The sequence below is a fragment of the Pseudomonas sp. LBUM1671 genome, from assembly GCF_059695685.1.
Genome location: NZ_CP166782.1, coordinates 2,240,187 through 2,255,301, shown reverse-complemented (window position 1 = coordinate 2,255,301; position 15,115 = coordinate 2,240,187). Strand labels below are relative to the sequence as shown.

The 15,115-nt window shown below is 61.3% G+C and carries 12 protein-coding genes; 6 read left to right on the top strand and 6 right to left on the bottom strand.

What is annotated here, in order from left to right; all coding sequences use genetic code 11:
- Positions 1-93 precede the first annotated feature (93 nt).
- The gene (locus ACA060_RS10325; protein WP_497317020.1) at positions 94-1,410 is read left to right on the top strand and encodes a leucine-rich repeat-containing protein kinase family protein; all 1,317 of its coding nucleotides are present in this window, start codon (positions 94-96) and stop codon (positions 1,408-1,410) included.
- 137 nt (positions 1,411-1,547) lie between these two features.
- Here the strand turns inward: ACA060_RS10325 and ACA060_RS10320 are convergent, their stop codons facing one another.
- Positions 1,548-2,255 (bottom strand): YebC/PmpR family DNA-binding transcriptional regulator, encoded by a 708-nt coding sequence (locus ACA060_RS10320; RefSeq protein ID WP_109629301.1) that lies wholly within the window; start codon positions 2,253-2,255, stop codon positions 1,548-1,550.
- A gap of 233 nt (positions 2,256-2,488) precedes the next feature.
- Between ACA060_RS10320 and ACA060_RS10315 the strand changes: the two genes are divergently transcribed.
- Positions 2,489-3,817, top strand: a complete 1,329-nt coding sequence (locus ACA060_RS10315) for a type VI secretion system Vgr family protein (protein ID WP_497317018.1) — start codon at positions 2,489-2,491, stop codon at positions 3,815-3,817.
- Here ACA060_RS10315 and ACA060_RS10310 read toward each other — a convergent pair whose 3' ends face one another.
- Positions 3,818-5,209: an FAD-dependent oxidoreductase gene (locus tag ACA060_RS10310; RefSeq protein ID WP_497317016.1), complete on the bottom strand. Its 1,392-nt coding sequence runs from the start codon at positions 5,207-5,209 to the stop codon at positions 3,818-3,820.
- A 10-nt stretch (positions 5,210-5,219) separates the two neighbouring features.
- Entirely contained in the window at positions 5,220-6,545 is a 1,326-nt protein-coding gene (locus ACA060_RS10305; RefSeq protein ID WP_109629298.1) for an MFS transporter, read from the bottom strand.
- 268 nt (positions 6,546-6,813) lie between these two features.
- Between ACA060_RS10305 and ACA060_RS10300 the strand changes: the two genes are divergently transcribed.
- Positions 6,814-7,686 (top strand): LysR family transcriptional regulator, encoded by an 873-nt coding sequence (locus ACA060_RS10300; protein WP_109629296.1) that lies wholly within the window; start codon positions 6,814-6,816, stop codon positions 7,684-7,686.
- 120 nt (positions 7,687-7,806) lie between these two features.
- Here ACA060_RS10300 and ACA060_RS10295 read toward each other — a convergent pair whose 3' ends face one another.
- A complete protein-coding gene (locus tag ACA060_RS10295) occupies positions 7,807-8,670 on the bottom strand; it encodes a LysR substrate-binding domain-containing protein (RefSeq protein WP_497317014.1) in 864 nt (287 codons plus the stop codon).
- A 115-nt stretch (positions 8,671-8,785) separates the two neighbouring features.
- On the opposite strand from ACA060_RS10295, the gene ACA060_RS10290 reads away from it, so the two are divergent.
- From ACA060_RS10290 to ACA060_RS10280, 3 genes are all read left to right on the top strand, one after another.
- Positions 8,786-9,895 (top strand): 2-aminoethylphosphonate--pyruvate transaminase, encoded by a 1,110-nt coding sequence (locus ACA060_RS10290; RefSeq protein WP_497317012.1) that lies wholly within the window; start codon positions 8,786-8,788, stop codon positions 9,893-9,895.
- A gap of 126 nt (positions 9,896-10,021) precedes the next feature.
- Complete coding sequence (gene phnX, locus ACA060_RS10285) at positions 10,022-10,849, top strand: phosphonoacetaldehyde hydrolase (protein WP_438659495.1); 828 nt, start codon at positions 10,022-10,024, stop codon at positions 10,847-10,849.
- Between the two features lie 258 nt (positions 10,850-11,107).
- Positions 11,108-11,656 carry a cytochrome b gene (locus tag ACA060_RS10280; RefSeq protein ID WP_109629289.1) on the top strand — a complete coding sequence of 183 codons (549 nt, stop codon included), beginning with the start codon at positions 11,108-11,110 and terminating at the stop codon, positions 11,654-11,656.
- Between the two features lie 164 nt (positions 11,657-11,820).
- Here ACA060_RS10280 and ACA060_RS10275 read toward each other — a convergent pair whose 3' ends face one another.
- Together ACA060_RS10275 and ACA060_RS10270 are read right to left on the bottom strand one after the other, a co-directional pair.
- Positions 11,821-12,747 carry a 1-aminocyclopropane-1-carboxylate deaminase/D-cysteine desulfhydrase gene (locus tag ACA060_RS10275; protein WP_497317010.1) on the bottom strand — a complete coding sequence of 309 codons (927 nt, stop codon included), beginning with the start codon at positions 12,745-12,747 and terminating at the stop codon, positions 11,821-11,823.
- Positions 12,748-12,890: 143 nt separating this feature from the next.
- Positions 12,891-14,930 (bottom strand): oxidoreductase, encoded by a 2,040-nt coding sequence (locus ACA060_RS10270; RefSeq protein WP_497317008.1) that lies wholly within the window; start codon positions 14,928-14,930, stop codon positions 12,891-12,893.
- Positions 14,931-15,115 lie beyond the last annotated feature (185 nt).

Genomic DNA, 15,115 nt, shown 5'->3' with positions numbered 1-15,115 from the left:
GAAGGCGGCCTCACAGGCAACCTGCCTTTGCCGCTATCATGTCGCCCATTTCCAGGCCCCCGCGCCCTCCCTCGATCAAAAGCGAACCCGCCCATGGATACCCTCGCCCAACTGCGCGCCGGTCAACTGACAGGCATCACCCGTCTGGACCTGGCTTGCGGCCTGACCGAATTTCCGCGCGAAATCTTCGACCTGGCGGACTCGCTGGAAGTGCTCAACCTCAGCGGCAACGCCTTGAGCCGCCTGCCGGATGACCTGCACCGCCTGACCCGTTTGCGCGTGCTGTTTTGCTCGGACAACCAGTTCACCGAACTGCCCGCGTGCCTCGGCCAATGCGCCGCGCTGACGATGGTCGGCTTCAAGGCCAACGCCATCGAAACGGTCCCTGCTGCGGCACTGCCGCCGCTGTTGCGCTGGCTGATCCTGACCGATAACCGCCTGCGTGAACTGCCCGCCGAGTTGGGTGAACGCCCACAGCTGCAAAAACTCATGCTTGCCGGCAACCGCTTGCAACGCCTGCCCGAAAGCCTGAGCCACTGCCATCAACTCGAACTGATCCGCATCGCTGCCAATCAGCTGACCGAACTGCCCGAGTGGCTGCTGACCCTGCCGAGCCTGACCTGGCTGGCCTACGCCGGGAACCCGCTGGAAACCGAAGCCGATGCGGCGGCCCTCAATGCCACGACGAGCATCCCGTGGTCCGGGCTGCGCCTGGAGCAACAATTGGGCGAAGGCGCTTCGGGGGTGATTCATCGGGCCACGTGGGGACGACCGGGCCAACCGGCCACGCAAGTCGCGGTCAAACTCTACAAAGGCGAAATGACCAGCGATGGTTCACCGCTGCACGAAATGAACGCCTGCATCACCGCCGGCATTCACCCCAATCTGATCCGGGTCGAAGGCCGCATCGTCGGGCATCCTGAAGAGCAGGCCGGGCTGGTGATGCAACTGATTGATCCGAGTTATCGCAATCTCGCAGGGCTGCCGAGCCTGGCGTCCTGCACCCGTGACGTCTATGCCGATGACACCCGTTTCAGTGCTGAGGTAGCGCTGCGCATAGCCCGTGGCATCGCCTCGGTGGCGGAGCATTTGCACCGCCAAGGCATCACCCACGGCGATCTCTATGGCCACAATATCTTGTGGAACGAGCACGGGGATTGTCTGCTGGGGGACTTTGGCGCGGCGTCGTTCCATGCGACATCCGACAGCCTTGAAAGCCGTGCGCTGCAACGCATTGAAGTGCGGGCATTTGGGGTGTTGCTGGGGGAATTGCTGGCGCGGATCGACTCGGGGCTGAGTGATGACGGGCGTGTTCAGCTGGAGGAATTGCAACGGCGTTGCTGTCAGGCGCAGGTGTTGGCGCGGCCGGGGTTCAGGGAGATAGGACTGGAGTTAGCTGCCTCCCACTGAGCTAAAGGCAAATACAAAACCTGTGGCGAGGGAGCTTGCTCCCGCTGGACGGCGGAGCCGTCCCAAAAGCGACGGCTGCTGCGCAACCGACCGGGAGCAAGCTCCCTCGCCACAAATAGAATCACAACCGGTTCGGGTTAACCCGCCAAACCAACAAACATATCCTGCACATCATCATGGTTATCGAGGCCTTCCAGGAACGCCTCGACTTCAGCCATCTGCTCGTCGCTCAAACCGCTCACCGGGTTTTTCGGCTGATAACCCAGCTTGGCCGCCAACACGGTAAAACCTTGCTCAGGCAGCGCTTTCTGAACGGCGTCCAGGTCACCAGGTTCGGTCAGGAACAGGGTGGTGCCCTCTTCTTCACCTGGCTCGAAATCCTGGGCTCCAGCTTCGATCGCGGCCATTTCCGGATCTGCGTCAGGGCTGTCCGGGGACGCTTCGATCATGCCCACATGGTTGAAATCCCACGCCACCGAACCGGACGCGCCCAATTGGCCCTTGCGGAAGGCCACGCGGATTTCCGCGACGGTGCGGTTGATGTTGTCGGTCACGCACTCAACGATCAGTGGTACCTGATGCGGGGCGAAACCTTCGTAGGTCACGCGATGGTACTGCACGGTTTCGCCCAACAGGCCCGCGCCTTTCTTGATCGCGCGATCCAGGGTTTCCTTGGGCATCGAGGCTTTCTTGGCCTGCTCGACCACCAGGCGCAGGTGTGCGTTGGTGGCAGTATCGGCACCGTTGCGGGCAGCTATGGTGATTTCTTTCACCAGTTTGCCGAAGATCTTGCCCTTGGCGTTAGATGCCGCTTCTTTGTGTTTAACCTTCCACTGTGCGCCCATTACTCACTCTCTTGATCTGTGGCGCCGAGACATCTATTGGCCGACGCATGGCGCCAAGTTTATACGGCCTAAAGTTGGCAATCGACCAAAAATTCCACCTGGCCCACCGGCGTGACCAATCGACATATTCACCAGTGCTTGTAGGGCGATTCTGAAAAGTCGATTTGCGGTGACTATAAGGGGCCGTGGTTTCGTACCCTCTGCGCCCATATTCCATGGCAGAAGCGCGTTCGATGCACAACGACAAGGAAAGTCCCTACACCCTGACCCTCCTGGACAGTGGATTGAGTCTGCAGGTGTTGCGGTTCAGTGGCCGTGAACGTCTCAACCAGCCCTATCGTTTCGAGATCGAAGTGATCGGCCTGGCACCGGCCATGAACCTTACGCAGTTGCTGCAGCAACCGGCGTTCCTGAGCCTGGGCGATGAAACCGGCATTCACGGCATCTTGCACACCGCCAGTCGCGAATACCGTGGCCCGCACCGGGTCGGCTACGAACTGGTGCTGGTGCCCTGGCTTCAACAACTGGACCATCGCCCTTGCCGTCGGGTGTTTCATCAACTCGGCGTGCCCGACATCTTGCACCAGTTGCTCGTCGACAACGCAATTCCCGAACACAGCTACCGTCTTGAACTACCGAACGGGCGTTATCCAGTGCGACCGTTTTGCATTCAGTTTGACGAGACCGACCTGGCCTTCCTGCAACGGCTCTGCGAAGAGGAAGGCATCCACTATCACTTCGAACATCAGCGCGACGGCCATGTGCTGGTGCTGGCGGATGACAGCCTGAGCTTTCCCCAGGAACCGCTGTTGATGCCGTTTTACGACGAATCACCTCAAGGCACCAACGCGCCGGTGATCAGTGAGTTGTTCCAGCGTCATGCCTCGCCCCCAATGACCGTGGCGCCTGCGCCGCAACAGCTCGAGCGTGAGCAATCGAGTCGTCGCTTACTCGAACGTCTGCGCTGCCAACATCGGCAGATACAGGGGCAAAGTAACCACAGTGAATTGCGCAGTGGCTGCATCGTGCAAGTATCGGAACATCCCATCGCGAACTTCAACGATCAGTGGCTGCTCACCGAAATCCGGCATCAGGGCCAACAGCCGTCGATTCTCGCCGAGGGCACATTCAACACAACCCGGCGTTACAGCAACCGATTCAGCGCCATCCCGTGGTCAACGGTGTTCCGCCCCGCGTTGACACAGGCCAGGCCGAGCATTCCGGGCTATCAACCGGCGCGAGTGTTGGGCCCTGCCGGTCAACCGGCGGTGCTGGATGCACAGGGGCGGATTGAGGTTCGGTTGTGGCCCACAGCGCCGGCCGATGACGATCAATCCACCGGCCTGTGGCTACCCGTGGCGCTCGCCGCGGCGGACGGTCGGATCGATCCGTCGAGGCTGCCGCTCGCGGGCACCGAGGTGCTGATCAGTTTTCTCGACAGCGACCCGGATCGCCCGGTGCTTTGCGTCGCGGCGAGCAACCCGCCCGCGCCTCGACTCGCTCGCCAGCCCCGCAGTGACGGCCGACTTCTGCTCGATTGGCTGGTCAACCGTCAGGATTGATCAGCCCTTGTCAGCCTTGCCCGCAGCCGCCGCGAATTTGGCCAGTCGCACATCCAGATGCCGTGGCCGGCGTCCGTGATCCTCGGCGCGCTCCTTGCGGCGGATGGCGTTGCGCACCAACAATGAGCCGAGGTAACGAATCGGTTCCGGCGGAAAGAAACCCAACGGGCCATTGACCAAGGGCGAGCGAGTCCAGGCATTGTCCAGCCCCTGAACCATCGAGGCGAGGATCTGCCCGCCCATATGGCACGGGCCGACGCCGCTGCCGGAATAACCGAAACCGTAAAACACGTTACCGCTGGCACTCATCTGGCCGAAGAACGGCAAACCGGTCACCGAGCGGTCCGAGGGGCCATTCCAGGTGGCATCGACCTTGACCTCGGCAAACGCCGGGAAGAACTCGCTCAGGCTATGTTTCAACAAACCGGCATAGGGTGACGGTTGATCGAACACCGGCAACATTCGCCCGCCGTAGGCAAAGGTATTGCCACCTTTACCAAGCATGATCCGACCGTCCGGGGTGTTGTGGTAGTAGTGCACGAAAATCCGCGAATCGAGCACCGTGACGCCGCTGGTCAAACCGATTTCGTTGAGCAGATCGGGCCGGGGCTCGGTGATCAGCATGTCGCTGGAAACGATCGCCACACTGCGCTCGAATTGCGGGAACGCGCGGGCCATCCAGGCGTTCATGGCCAACACCACCCGGTCAGCGTGGATGGTGGCGTTGGGGGTTTGAATCCTCGCCGCCCGGCCCTCCTCCAGGCCGGTCATCGCCGTGTTCTCATGAATCCTCACGCCCAGTTGCAAGGCAACCCGACGCAAACCGCGCACCAGTTTGCCCGGCTGCACACTCGCGGCGGCCGGCGAGAACCAGCCTTCCAGGTGCTTGCTGGAGCCGGCCATCCGTTGCACGTCAGCGACCGGCCTTTGCGTGAAGGAGTTGGTGCCGTTGCGCTCCAGCGCCGCGATCACCGCATCGGTCGAGCCGCATTGCGCGCGGTTGGTGGCGGTGTAGAGCGTGCCATCGAGGCGGTAATCGGCGTCCACGCCGTACTGTTCGCAGAAGGTGCCGATCGCATAAATGCTGCGCTCGGATTCCTTGACCAGCCGCACCGCCTCCTCGACGCCGAACAACCTTTCCAGGGTGAAATACTTGGCCGACCACGACAGCGCACAGCCACCGTTTCGCCCGCTGGCGCCGGCTCCGCAGATGTCCGCTTCGATCAGCAGCACATCCAGCTCGGGGTTCTGCTCCTTGAGCATGATCGCGGTCCACAACCCGGTGTAGCCACCGCCGACGATGCACACGTCAGCCCGGGTATTACGAGCCAAAGGTTCACACGGCACGCAGGACTCAGCCTCCAGCGCCTGTTCCAGCCAGAAAGGTCTCATCGGTTTTTCCTCAGGTACGCAGGGGTTTTACGGTCATTGCCTGGTTAGGCACGAAAGCGCTTTTGATCAGCAGGCCAGCCGGACGGCTGTTCCAATGGGGGATCAGCACCAGGGCGGAGAACAACGCGCAGCCGGCGAAGACGATGAACACGGTGACCGAGTCGAAGTAGCCCGGCAGCAATCCGCCGAGAATCGCCCCGACGGAGCCGCAACCGTTGACGAAACCGGCCGCTGTGGCACCCGCCTTGGCGGTGCCGAAATCGATCGCGGCCGCGCCGCTGATCATCGAGTCCGGTCCGTACAGGGTCAGGCCCATGACGAACAGCAGCGCCACCACCAGCATCACGCTGCCGGTATGCAGGGCGCCCATGAACAAGGTCAAGGTCACGGTCAGCGCCAACAGGCTGAGCACACACGCCGGCATGCGTCGGGCGCCGAACAGTTTGTCTGAGGCCAGCCCGAGCAGGATCGGCCCCAGCAGCCCGGCCAGTTCGAACGCGGTGGGAATGATCGCCGCGCCGACCTTGCCCACCGAGGGCATCTGCTCGAAGACGATCACCGGCCCCCAGAGCAGAATCGCGTAGCGCGCCGGTTTCAGCAGAAAGTACGCGAGGCCCAGAACCAGCACGGTGCGGTTGCGCAGAATTTCTTTTAACGGTTCCAGCATGCTGATCTTGCTTTGCGCGTCGGCCTCTTGCGCCGTCAGTTGCGGCTCCGGTTCCACCGCCGGCAAGCCAACGTCTTCCGGTTTGTTGCGTTGAAAAATAAAAAACAGCACGGCGACCAGCCCAACCACCGCCGCACTGGAAAAGAACGCCGCATGCCAGGTGCCGATCAGCGTATACGCCCACCAGCCTGCAAACGGCGAAGCCACCAACCCGCCAAAGGCGTAGCAGGAACTCCACAACCCCAGCACCCGCCCGCGCTGTTCAGAGGGAAAGAAGCTACCGAGGTTCTTGCACAGCCCGGACCAGCCGGTGGACTGAGCAAACCCTTGAATCAACATGCAGGTGGCGAAGATTGGTAACGTCGCAAAACTGCCCATCACCAAGGCTGCTGCCGCTGAAATCAGCAACCCGCCAAACACTACGACCCTTGGGCCAAAGCGATCGGCCAGGATGCCCCAGGTGAATTGCCCGATGGCGTAAGCCGTCAGGTAGATGGCGTCGAGGTTGGCCATGGCCATTTTGTCGAGCATGAAGGTGGGGTCTTCGGCGATCCCCAGTTTTGCCACGGAAAAAGCTTTGCGGGTGAAGTAGAAAGCGGCGTAAGCGAGCCAGGTGATCGCGAAGATCTGCACGCGCCAACGCTTGATAGTGCCGATGTGCTTGTTCATTGTGGTTCTGACCTCAGGGTGTGAGTGTGCCGGCAGAAATTGAGAAATAACGCCTGTTTTTTTATTGTTGAGCACTTCGATACCGCGGCTTCCCTTTGGCGATACCGGTCAGATGAGGCCTGCAATTGCACGCACAGGCTCATGGCCGCCGATGCTGTTCGACTGACCAGTCACCGGGGCTGAGGTCGATAAAAACAATTACTGATTAATAAGTGAAATCGATTTATCGTATTTCCAATATAAGCTCAGCTTGTTACTGGAGGTTTCGATGTCGGTTTCCCACGCCCAGCTCAAAGCCTTCCACGCCGTGGCCGTCCACGGAAGCTTTACCAAAGCCGCCGAGCGGCTTTTTCTCACGCAACCGGCGATCTCCGACCAAGTGCGCAAGCTCGAAGAGCGCTTCGGTGTGCTGCTGTTCCACCGCAACAAACGCTCGGTGCGCCTCACTGATCTGGGCGAGCGCTTGTTGACCATTACCCAACGGCTGTTCGTCATCGAGGCCGAGGCGCAGGAGCTCTTGCACGACTCCAGGGCCTTGCAAACCGGCACCCTGATTCTCGCCGTGGATGCGCCGGTGCATGTGTTGCCGCAGATTGCGCGGTTCTGTGAGCGCTACCCCGGCATCAGCGTGAAAATCGAAACCGGCAACACCGACGAATCGCTGTTTCGCCTGTTCAACTATCAGGCCGACCTGGCGTTGCTGGGTCGGGAGGTGAGTGACGAGCGGCTGATCTCGCTGCCGCTGCGCAATGACCCGATGGTGGCTTTCGTCTCACGCAATCATCCGTGGGCAGATCGCGAATCGATTTGCCTGGCGGATTTGCACGACACACCACTGGTACTGCGGGAAATCGGTTCGGTGACGCGCCAGACACTGGAAGAGGAAATGGCCCAGGCCGGGTTTTCCATCCGCCCGGCGATCCAGGTGGAAGGTCGGGAAGCCGCGCGTGAGGCGGTGGTCGTGGGGATAGGGGTTGGCGTGGTGTCGGCCGCCGAGTTTGGCGCGGATTCGCGGGTGTGTGCGTTGCCGATCACCGATTGCACACGGCGCCTGACAGAGACGCTGGTGTGCTTGCGCGAGCAGAGTTCGCGGCGGGTGGTGGCGACGTTTCTGGAGATGGTGCGCGAGAGTCTGGTGTAGGCAGGTCTGGCCGCTTCGCGGGCAAGCCACGCTCCCACAGGTTATGCGTCGTATACAAGATCTGCGGCCAGCATAAAACCCTGTGGGAGCGTGGCTTGCCCGCGAAGGCCGCGCCTCGGTCTATCGGGTAGGCGCCAACTCAAAAAACGCCCGAATCAAACGCAAATCCCGCCGCCGTTCCATGCACCCGATCATGTGCCGGTTAACCAGACCCTCGCCAAGAATCGGCACCGCCGCCACCCGCGGGTCGTGACTGACCTCCACCGACGACACCACGCCAACCCCCAACTCGGCCGCAACGGCCTCGGTCACCGCCTCGCGGCTGTCCAGCTCTAACAGCACCCGAGGATTGACCGACGCCATCGCGCAAGCCTCATCGAATGTCCGTCGGGTAATCGAGCTCGGCTCGCGCAACACCATGATCACCTGATCCAGCTCCTTGAGCTTCACGCCCTTGGACGCCTTGGCCCAGGGATGACTGTCAGGCACCAGCGCGCAAATCCGTGATTCGCTCAACGCTTGCAGATGCAGGCCTTTGCGCGGCTCGACTTCAGTCAACACCGCCACGTCGGCGTGCTCGGACAACAACGCCGACAAGGTTTCCTGAGCATTGCCCAAGCGCAGGTTCACGGTGATCCCCGGGTACCGCGCGCGCAGGCTGGCCAGCATCGGCATCACCATGTGCGGCCCGTCCGCCGCCACCTCAAGGCGCCCGGTCAGCAACTGCCGATTCGCCTCCAGCAGCACTTGCGCTTCTTCGGCCAGGCCGAACATCGCCCGAGTGATCGCCGCCAGTTTGGTGCCCTCTTCCGTCAGCTCCACGCGTCGCGCAGTGCGGCGCAACAAGGTGATCTGGTAATGCTCTTCCAGAGCCTTGATGTGTCCGGTGACCGCCGGTTGGCTGATGAACAGCCGCTCGGCCGCGCGGGTGAAGCTGCCTTCGCGGGCCACGGCGTCGAACGCTCGAAGCTGGAACAGGTTCATGGATAACTCTCACTGATGGCTGGCATAACAACAAACAATTTGATTGATAGCACCCGAAATTGCAATTTATGTCCCGTAGCTTCATCCCACAGAGAGCTTTTGCGAGGACACAAGAATGAGCACTGCCGAGCCAATCCTGCTCACCCCCGGCCCACTGACCACATCGGCCCGCACCCGTCAGGCGATGATGGTCGACTGGGGTTCATGGGATGATCGCTTCAATCAACTGACCGCCAGCCTGTGCGAACAATTGCTGGCAATCATCAACGGCGGCAACAGCCACCACTGCGTGCCCCTGCAAGGCAGCGGCACCTTTGCCGTCGAGGCGGCAATCGGCACCCTGGTGCCCCGCGACGGCAAAGTGCTGGTGCTGATCAACGGCGCCTACGGCAAACGCCTGGCAAAAATCTGCGAAGTACTTGGTCGCCCGTTCAGCACCTTCGAAACCGCCGAAGACGAACCGACCACCGCCGCCGACGTCGACCGTCTGCTGCACGCCGACGCCAGCATCACCCACGTCGCGCTGATTCACTGCGAAACCAGCACCGGCATCCTCAACCCGCTGCCGGAAATCGCCCACGTCATCGCGCAACACGGCAAACGCCTGATCATCGATGCCATGAGCTCCTTCGGCGCCTTGCCGGTCGACGCACAACAGGTGCCCTTCGATGCGCTGATCGCCGCCTCGGGCAAATGCCTGGAAGGCGTGCCGGGCATGGGTTTTGTCTTCGCTCGCAAAGACGCGCTGGCCAACGCAGCCGGCAACTCTCACTCCCTGGCGATGGATTTGTACGACCAGCACACCTACATGGCCAAGACCGGCCAATGGCGCTTCACACCGCCGACCCACGTGGTCGCCGCGCTGCACGAAGCCCTGCTGCAATACAACGAAGAAGGCGGTTTGCCGGCGCGGCATCAGCGCTACGCCAACAATTGCCAGGTGCTGCTCGATGACATGGCCAAACTCGGCTTGCGCAGCTTCCTGTCCGCTGAGATCCAGGCGCCGATCATCGTCACGTTCCACGCGCCGAAAGACCCGCGCTACCAGTTCAAGGAATTCTACGAACGCGTCAAGGCCAAGGGTTTCATCCTCTACCCCGGCAAATTGACCCAGGTCGAAACCTTCCGCGTCGGCTGCATCGGACACGTCAACCAGGCCGAGATGCACGCGGCCGTGGCGGCGGTCGCCGAAGTGCTGCGCGAGATGGAAGTCCTCGACATCTGAATGAGCACACACCGCTGATCCTGTAGGAGCGAGGCTTGCCCGCGAATGCAGACGACGCGGTCCTTCAGGCACACCGAATTATCGTTCTTCGCGGGCAAGCCTCGCTCCTACAAAGGAATTTAAGACATGAATTACGCAAACCCAACCAAACTCCAGGCCGCCATCCTCGACTGGGCCGGCACCGTGGTCGACTTCGGCTCTTTCGCGCCGACGCAGATTTTTGTCGAAGCCTTCGCCGAATTCGACGTCCAGGTTTCCATCGAAGAAGCCCGCGGGCCGATGGGCATGGGCAAGTGGGACCACATCCGCACCCTGTGCGATCAGCCGGAAGTCGCCGAGCGTTATCGCGCCGTGTTCGGCCGCACGCCGACCGACGATGACGTCACCGCCATCTACAAACGCTTCATGCCGCTGCAGATCGAGAAAATCGCCGAGCACTCGGCGCTGATTCCGGGTGCACTCGACACCATCGCCAACCTGCGTCAGCAAGGGATCAAGATCGGCTCCTGCTCCGGCTACCCGAAACAGGTCATGGACAAGGTGGTCGAACTGGCCGCCACCAACGGCTACGTTGCCGACCACGTGGTCGCCACCGACGAAGTGCCGAACGGCCGCCCATGGCCAGCTCAGGCACTGGCCAACGTGATTGCGCTGGGCATCGACGACGTCGCGGCTTGCGTGAAGATCGATGACACCGTGCCGGGCATTCTCGAAGGTCGTCGCGCCGGCATGTGGACCGTGGCGCTGATCTGCTCCGGCAACGCGCTGGGTCTGGACTACGAAGGCTTCCGCGCCCTCGGCAGTGACCAACTCGACAGTGAACGCAAACGCATCCACGGGATGTTCGAAGGCTCGCGGCCGCACTACATGATCGACACCATCACCGACTTGCCGGAAGTGATCGCTGACATCAACAAGCGCCTGGCCAAGGGTGAGATGCCGCAAAGCAGCTGATCCACCCAAAAGCACCGCGTTCCCTGTAGGACCGAGGCTTGCCCGCGAAGACGTCCTACCAGCCGAGATCCCTGCTGAATGTTCAGACATCTTCGCGGGCAAGCCTCGCTCCTACAAGGGATAGCGGTGCTTTTTTCTGCCTGTAGCCTGAACCAGCACGTTGAACCTTTACCAGGATCAGGCAGACCCGTCGAATCAGGCTTACAGTTAAGGAACACCGTCGACCAAGAACGGTGGCCGACCTGTGAGGAACACCGTATGCCGTGGAAGAACTCCGACTCACGCTACAGCACCGTGTCGATCACGCTGCATTGGTTGATGCTGGTTCTGCTGGCGCTGGTTTACGCCTGTATCGAGCTTCGCGGGTTCTTCCCCAAAGGCAGCGGTGGCCGGACGCTGATCACCGAATCGCACTTCATGCTCGGTTTGACGGTGTTCGTATTGGTTTGGCTGCGGCTGTTCGCCCGCAGCCTGGGCCCCGCGCCGCAAATCTTCCCGGCCTCGCCCCGGTGGCAGACGGTGCTCGCCAGGTTGATGCACTGGGCGTTGTACATATTCATGATCGCGATGCCGATCCTCGGTTGGCTGGTGACCAGTGCCAAGGGGCATCAGGTGATGTTTTACGGCTTTGATTTGCCGTTGCTGATCTCGGAGGACAAAGTACTGGCCAAGCAAATCGAGGGCTGGCATGAGCTCGGTGGCACCATCGGTTACTGGCTGATCGGCCTGCACGCGGCGGCGGGGATTTATCACCATTATGTGGTGCGCGATAACACGCTGCTGCGGATGATGCCCAAGCGCGGGTGAGCGGTAACCAACCTTGTGGCGAGGGAGCTTGCTCCCGCTGGGCTGCGAAGCGGCCCCAATACCTGCGCCCGCATCCCGTCTGGCACAGCGCGTTCAACAGTTTTACGCCTGCTTCGCAGTCGAGCGGGAGCAAGCTCCCTCGCCACAAAAGCATTCGGTGTCTTTTATAGTGTTGAACTGAACCCCCGACGGCCCTGCAAGCCGCCAGTGTGGATGAAGATCAGGCGCGTGCCCTTTTCAAATTTTCCAGCCTCGACGTGCTGCTTGAGCATCAGCAATGCCTTGCCGGTGTACAGCGGTTCAAACGAAATACCCGTGACCTGCTCGGTCTGGTCGATGAAGTCGAGTAACAGCGGATCGACTTTGGCAAAGCCGCCACGGCTGGCATCGAACAGCTCATAAGCCGGTTCCTGCAAACCGGCCTCTCGGACAATTGATTCAACCTGCTGTGCCACACCATGATCGTCGGGCACGGCGAGCGCGCCATACACCGGATGTTCGCCCGCCTCGGCCAGCGCCAGGCCGGCCAGGGTCGTGCCAGTTCCGCAGGCCAGCCACCAACCGTCGTAATCGCTCCAGCCCAAATTGCCCAGTTGCTCAAGGACCATCGCCTTCAACTGCATGCAGCCACGCGCCCCACGCAAACCACCGCCACCTTCGGGCACCGGGTGCAGATCGGGGTATTGCGCCTGCCATGGCTGCCAGAAACCCGCTTCGTGCCGTGCTCGATAACCGCCATAACCCAACCAGTGCAGCTGCATGCCGAACGCTTGCAAGTCCTTTATCGTCGGCGTTTCCTGCGGATGACCGCGCAGCAGGCCGACCGTTTTGAAACCGAAGCGTTTGCCGGCGGCGGCCAGTGCATGCAAATGATTGGAATGCGCACCGCCGAGGCTGATGATGCCTTGGGCGCCAGTTTGGTCAGTGGCTTTGAGGTGTTCGATGAGTTTGAACCACTTGTTGCCGCTGATCAGTGGGTCGATCTGGTCGAGGCGCAGGATGGCGACTTCGATTCCGGCTGCGGTGAGCCAGTCGAGGTGAAGGGGTTGGAGCGGGGCTTGGGGGAGCCAGTCGTTGGGAGGGAGAAGCATCGATGCCGGCTCTGCGGTAAATAACCGGCATCTTAGCAGCCTTGAGGATGCCTTCGCGGGCAAGCCTCGCTCCTACAGAAAAACACGATTCCCGTAGGAGCGAGGCTTGCCCACGAAAGCCATTGGCACGCTAAACCTGCAGATTACAACTCGGCAGCCAACCGCGAACCCTGGTTGATCGCGCGCTTGGCATCCAGCTCCGCTGCCACGTCCGCACCACCAATCAAATGCACGTTCTGCCCCGCTGCGACCAAACCCTCCTGCAATTCACGCAGCGGATCCTGCCCGGCGCAGATCACAATGTTGTCCACCGGCAGCACCTGCGGCTCACCGGTTTCGCCGATACGGATGTGCAGGCCTTCGTCGTCGATCTTCAGGTACTCGACACTGTTGAGCATCTGCACCTGCTTGTTCTTCAGACCGGTCCGGTGAATCCAGCCCGTGGTTTTGCCCAGACCGTCGCCGACCTTGGATTTCTTGCGTTGCAGCAGGAACACTTCCCGCGCCGGTGCATGGGGTTCAGCCTTGATGCCGGCGACACCGCCGCGCGCTTCCAGATGCGTGTCGATGCCCCACTCTTTCCAGAACGCCTCGCGGTCCTGACTGGTGGCCACGCCTTGGTGAACGAGGAATTCCGATACGTCGAAACCGATACCGCCTGCGCCAATCACCGCGACGCGCTTGCCCACCGGTTTACGCTCCAGGATCACGTCGAGGTAGCTCAGCACCTTGGCGTTCTCAACGCCGGGAATCGCCGGGGTTCTTGGGGCAATGCCGGTGGCCAGGATGATTTCGTCATAACCGCCCTCCACCAGTTTCGCCACATCGACACGGGTGTTCAGGCACACCTCGACATTGGTGGTCTGCAACTTGCGGTTGAAATAGCGCAGGGTTTCGAAAAACTCTTCCTTGCCCGGTACACGCTTGGCAATGTTGAACTGGCCGCCAATCTCACTGGCCGAATCGAACAGCGTCACCGAGTGCCCACGCTCCGCCGCCACTGTGGCAGCGGACAGGCCCGCAGGACCGGCTCCGACCACGGCGATTTTCTTGATCTGCTGCACCGGCAGGTAGTTGAGTTCGGTTTCATGACAAGCGCGCGGGTTCACCAGGCAGCTGGTCAACTTGCCGCCGAAGGTGTGGTCCAGGCACGCCTGGTTGCAACCGATGCAGGTGTTGATTTCATCGCCACGGCCTGCGGCCGCCTTGTTGACGAAGTCCGGGTCGGCGAGGAACGGCCGCGCCATGGACACCATGTCGGCGTCGCCTTCGGCCAGAATCTGCTCGGCCACTTCCGGGGTGTTGATGCGGTTGGTGGTGATCAGCGGAATGTTCACCGAACCGCGCAGCTTGGCCGTGACCTTGCTGAACGCTGCACGCGGCACCTTGGTGGCGATGGTCGGAATCCGCGCTTCGTGCCAGCCGATGCCGGTATTGATGATGGTCGCACCGGCCTGCTCGATGGCTTTGGCCAGGGTCACGATCTCTTCCCAGCTGCTGCCGCCTTCCACCAGATCGAGCATCGACAGGCGGAAGATAATGATGAAGTTCGGGCCGACCGCTTCACGTACACGGCGGACGATTTCCACCGGCAGGCGCATACGGTTTTCGTAGCTGCCGCCCCAACGGTCAGTGCGGTGGTTGGTGTGGGCCGCGAGGAACTGGTTAATGAAATAACCTTCCGAACCCATGATCTCGACGCCGTCGTACTCGGCTTTTTGCGCCAGGGTCGAACAGGTGACGAAGTCGCTGATCTGTTTCTCGATGCCTTCCTCGTCCAGCTCTTTAGGCTTGAACGGGTTGATCGGCGCCTGAATGGCACTCGGCGCGACCTGTTTCGGGCTGTAGGCATAACGGCCGGCGTGGAGGATCTGCATGCATATCTTGCCGTCCGCCTCGTGCACCGCACGGGTCACGATCTGGTGCTTGAGCGCTTCTTCTTCGGTGGTCAGTTTGGCCGCGCCGGAATACACCCCGCCCTCATCGTTCGGGCCAATGCCGCCGGTGACCATCAAGCCCACACCGCCGCGAGCACGCTCGGCGAAGTACGCCGCCATGCGTTCGAAACCGCCGGGCTTCTCTTCCAGACCGGTGTGCATCGAACCCATCAGGGTGCGGTTGCGCAGCGTGGTGAAACCCAGGTCCAGCGGGGCCAACAGGTGCGGGTAATGAGCGGCGGCCATTTGTAACTCCACATCGAGCGATCACGGAAAATATGCAGGAGCTCTTCGGCCCCCGTCAGTCATGTAGGACAGACTAAGAGTCGCGCCCTTGTCACTCAATGACCGAAACTGACAACTTATTGATCCAAATGTGCAGCGCCCCTTGGCAAGCGCCGGCATGCGCCCTACCCTAGTCGCGAACCCTG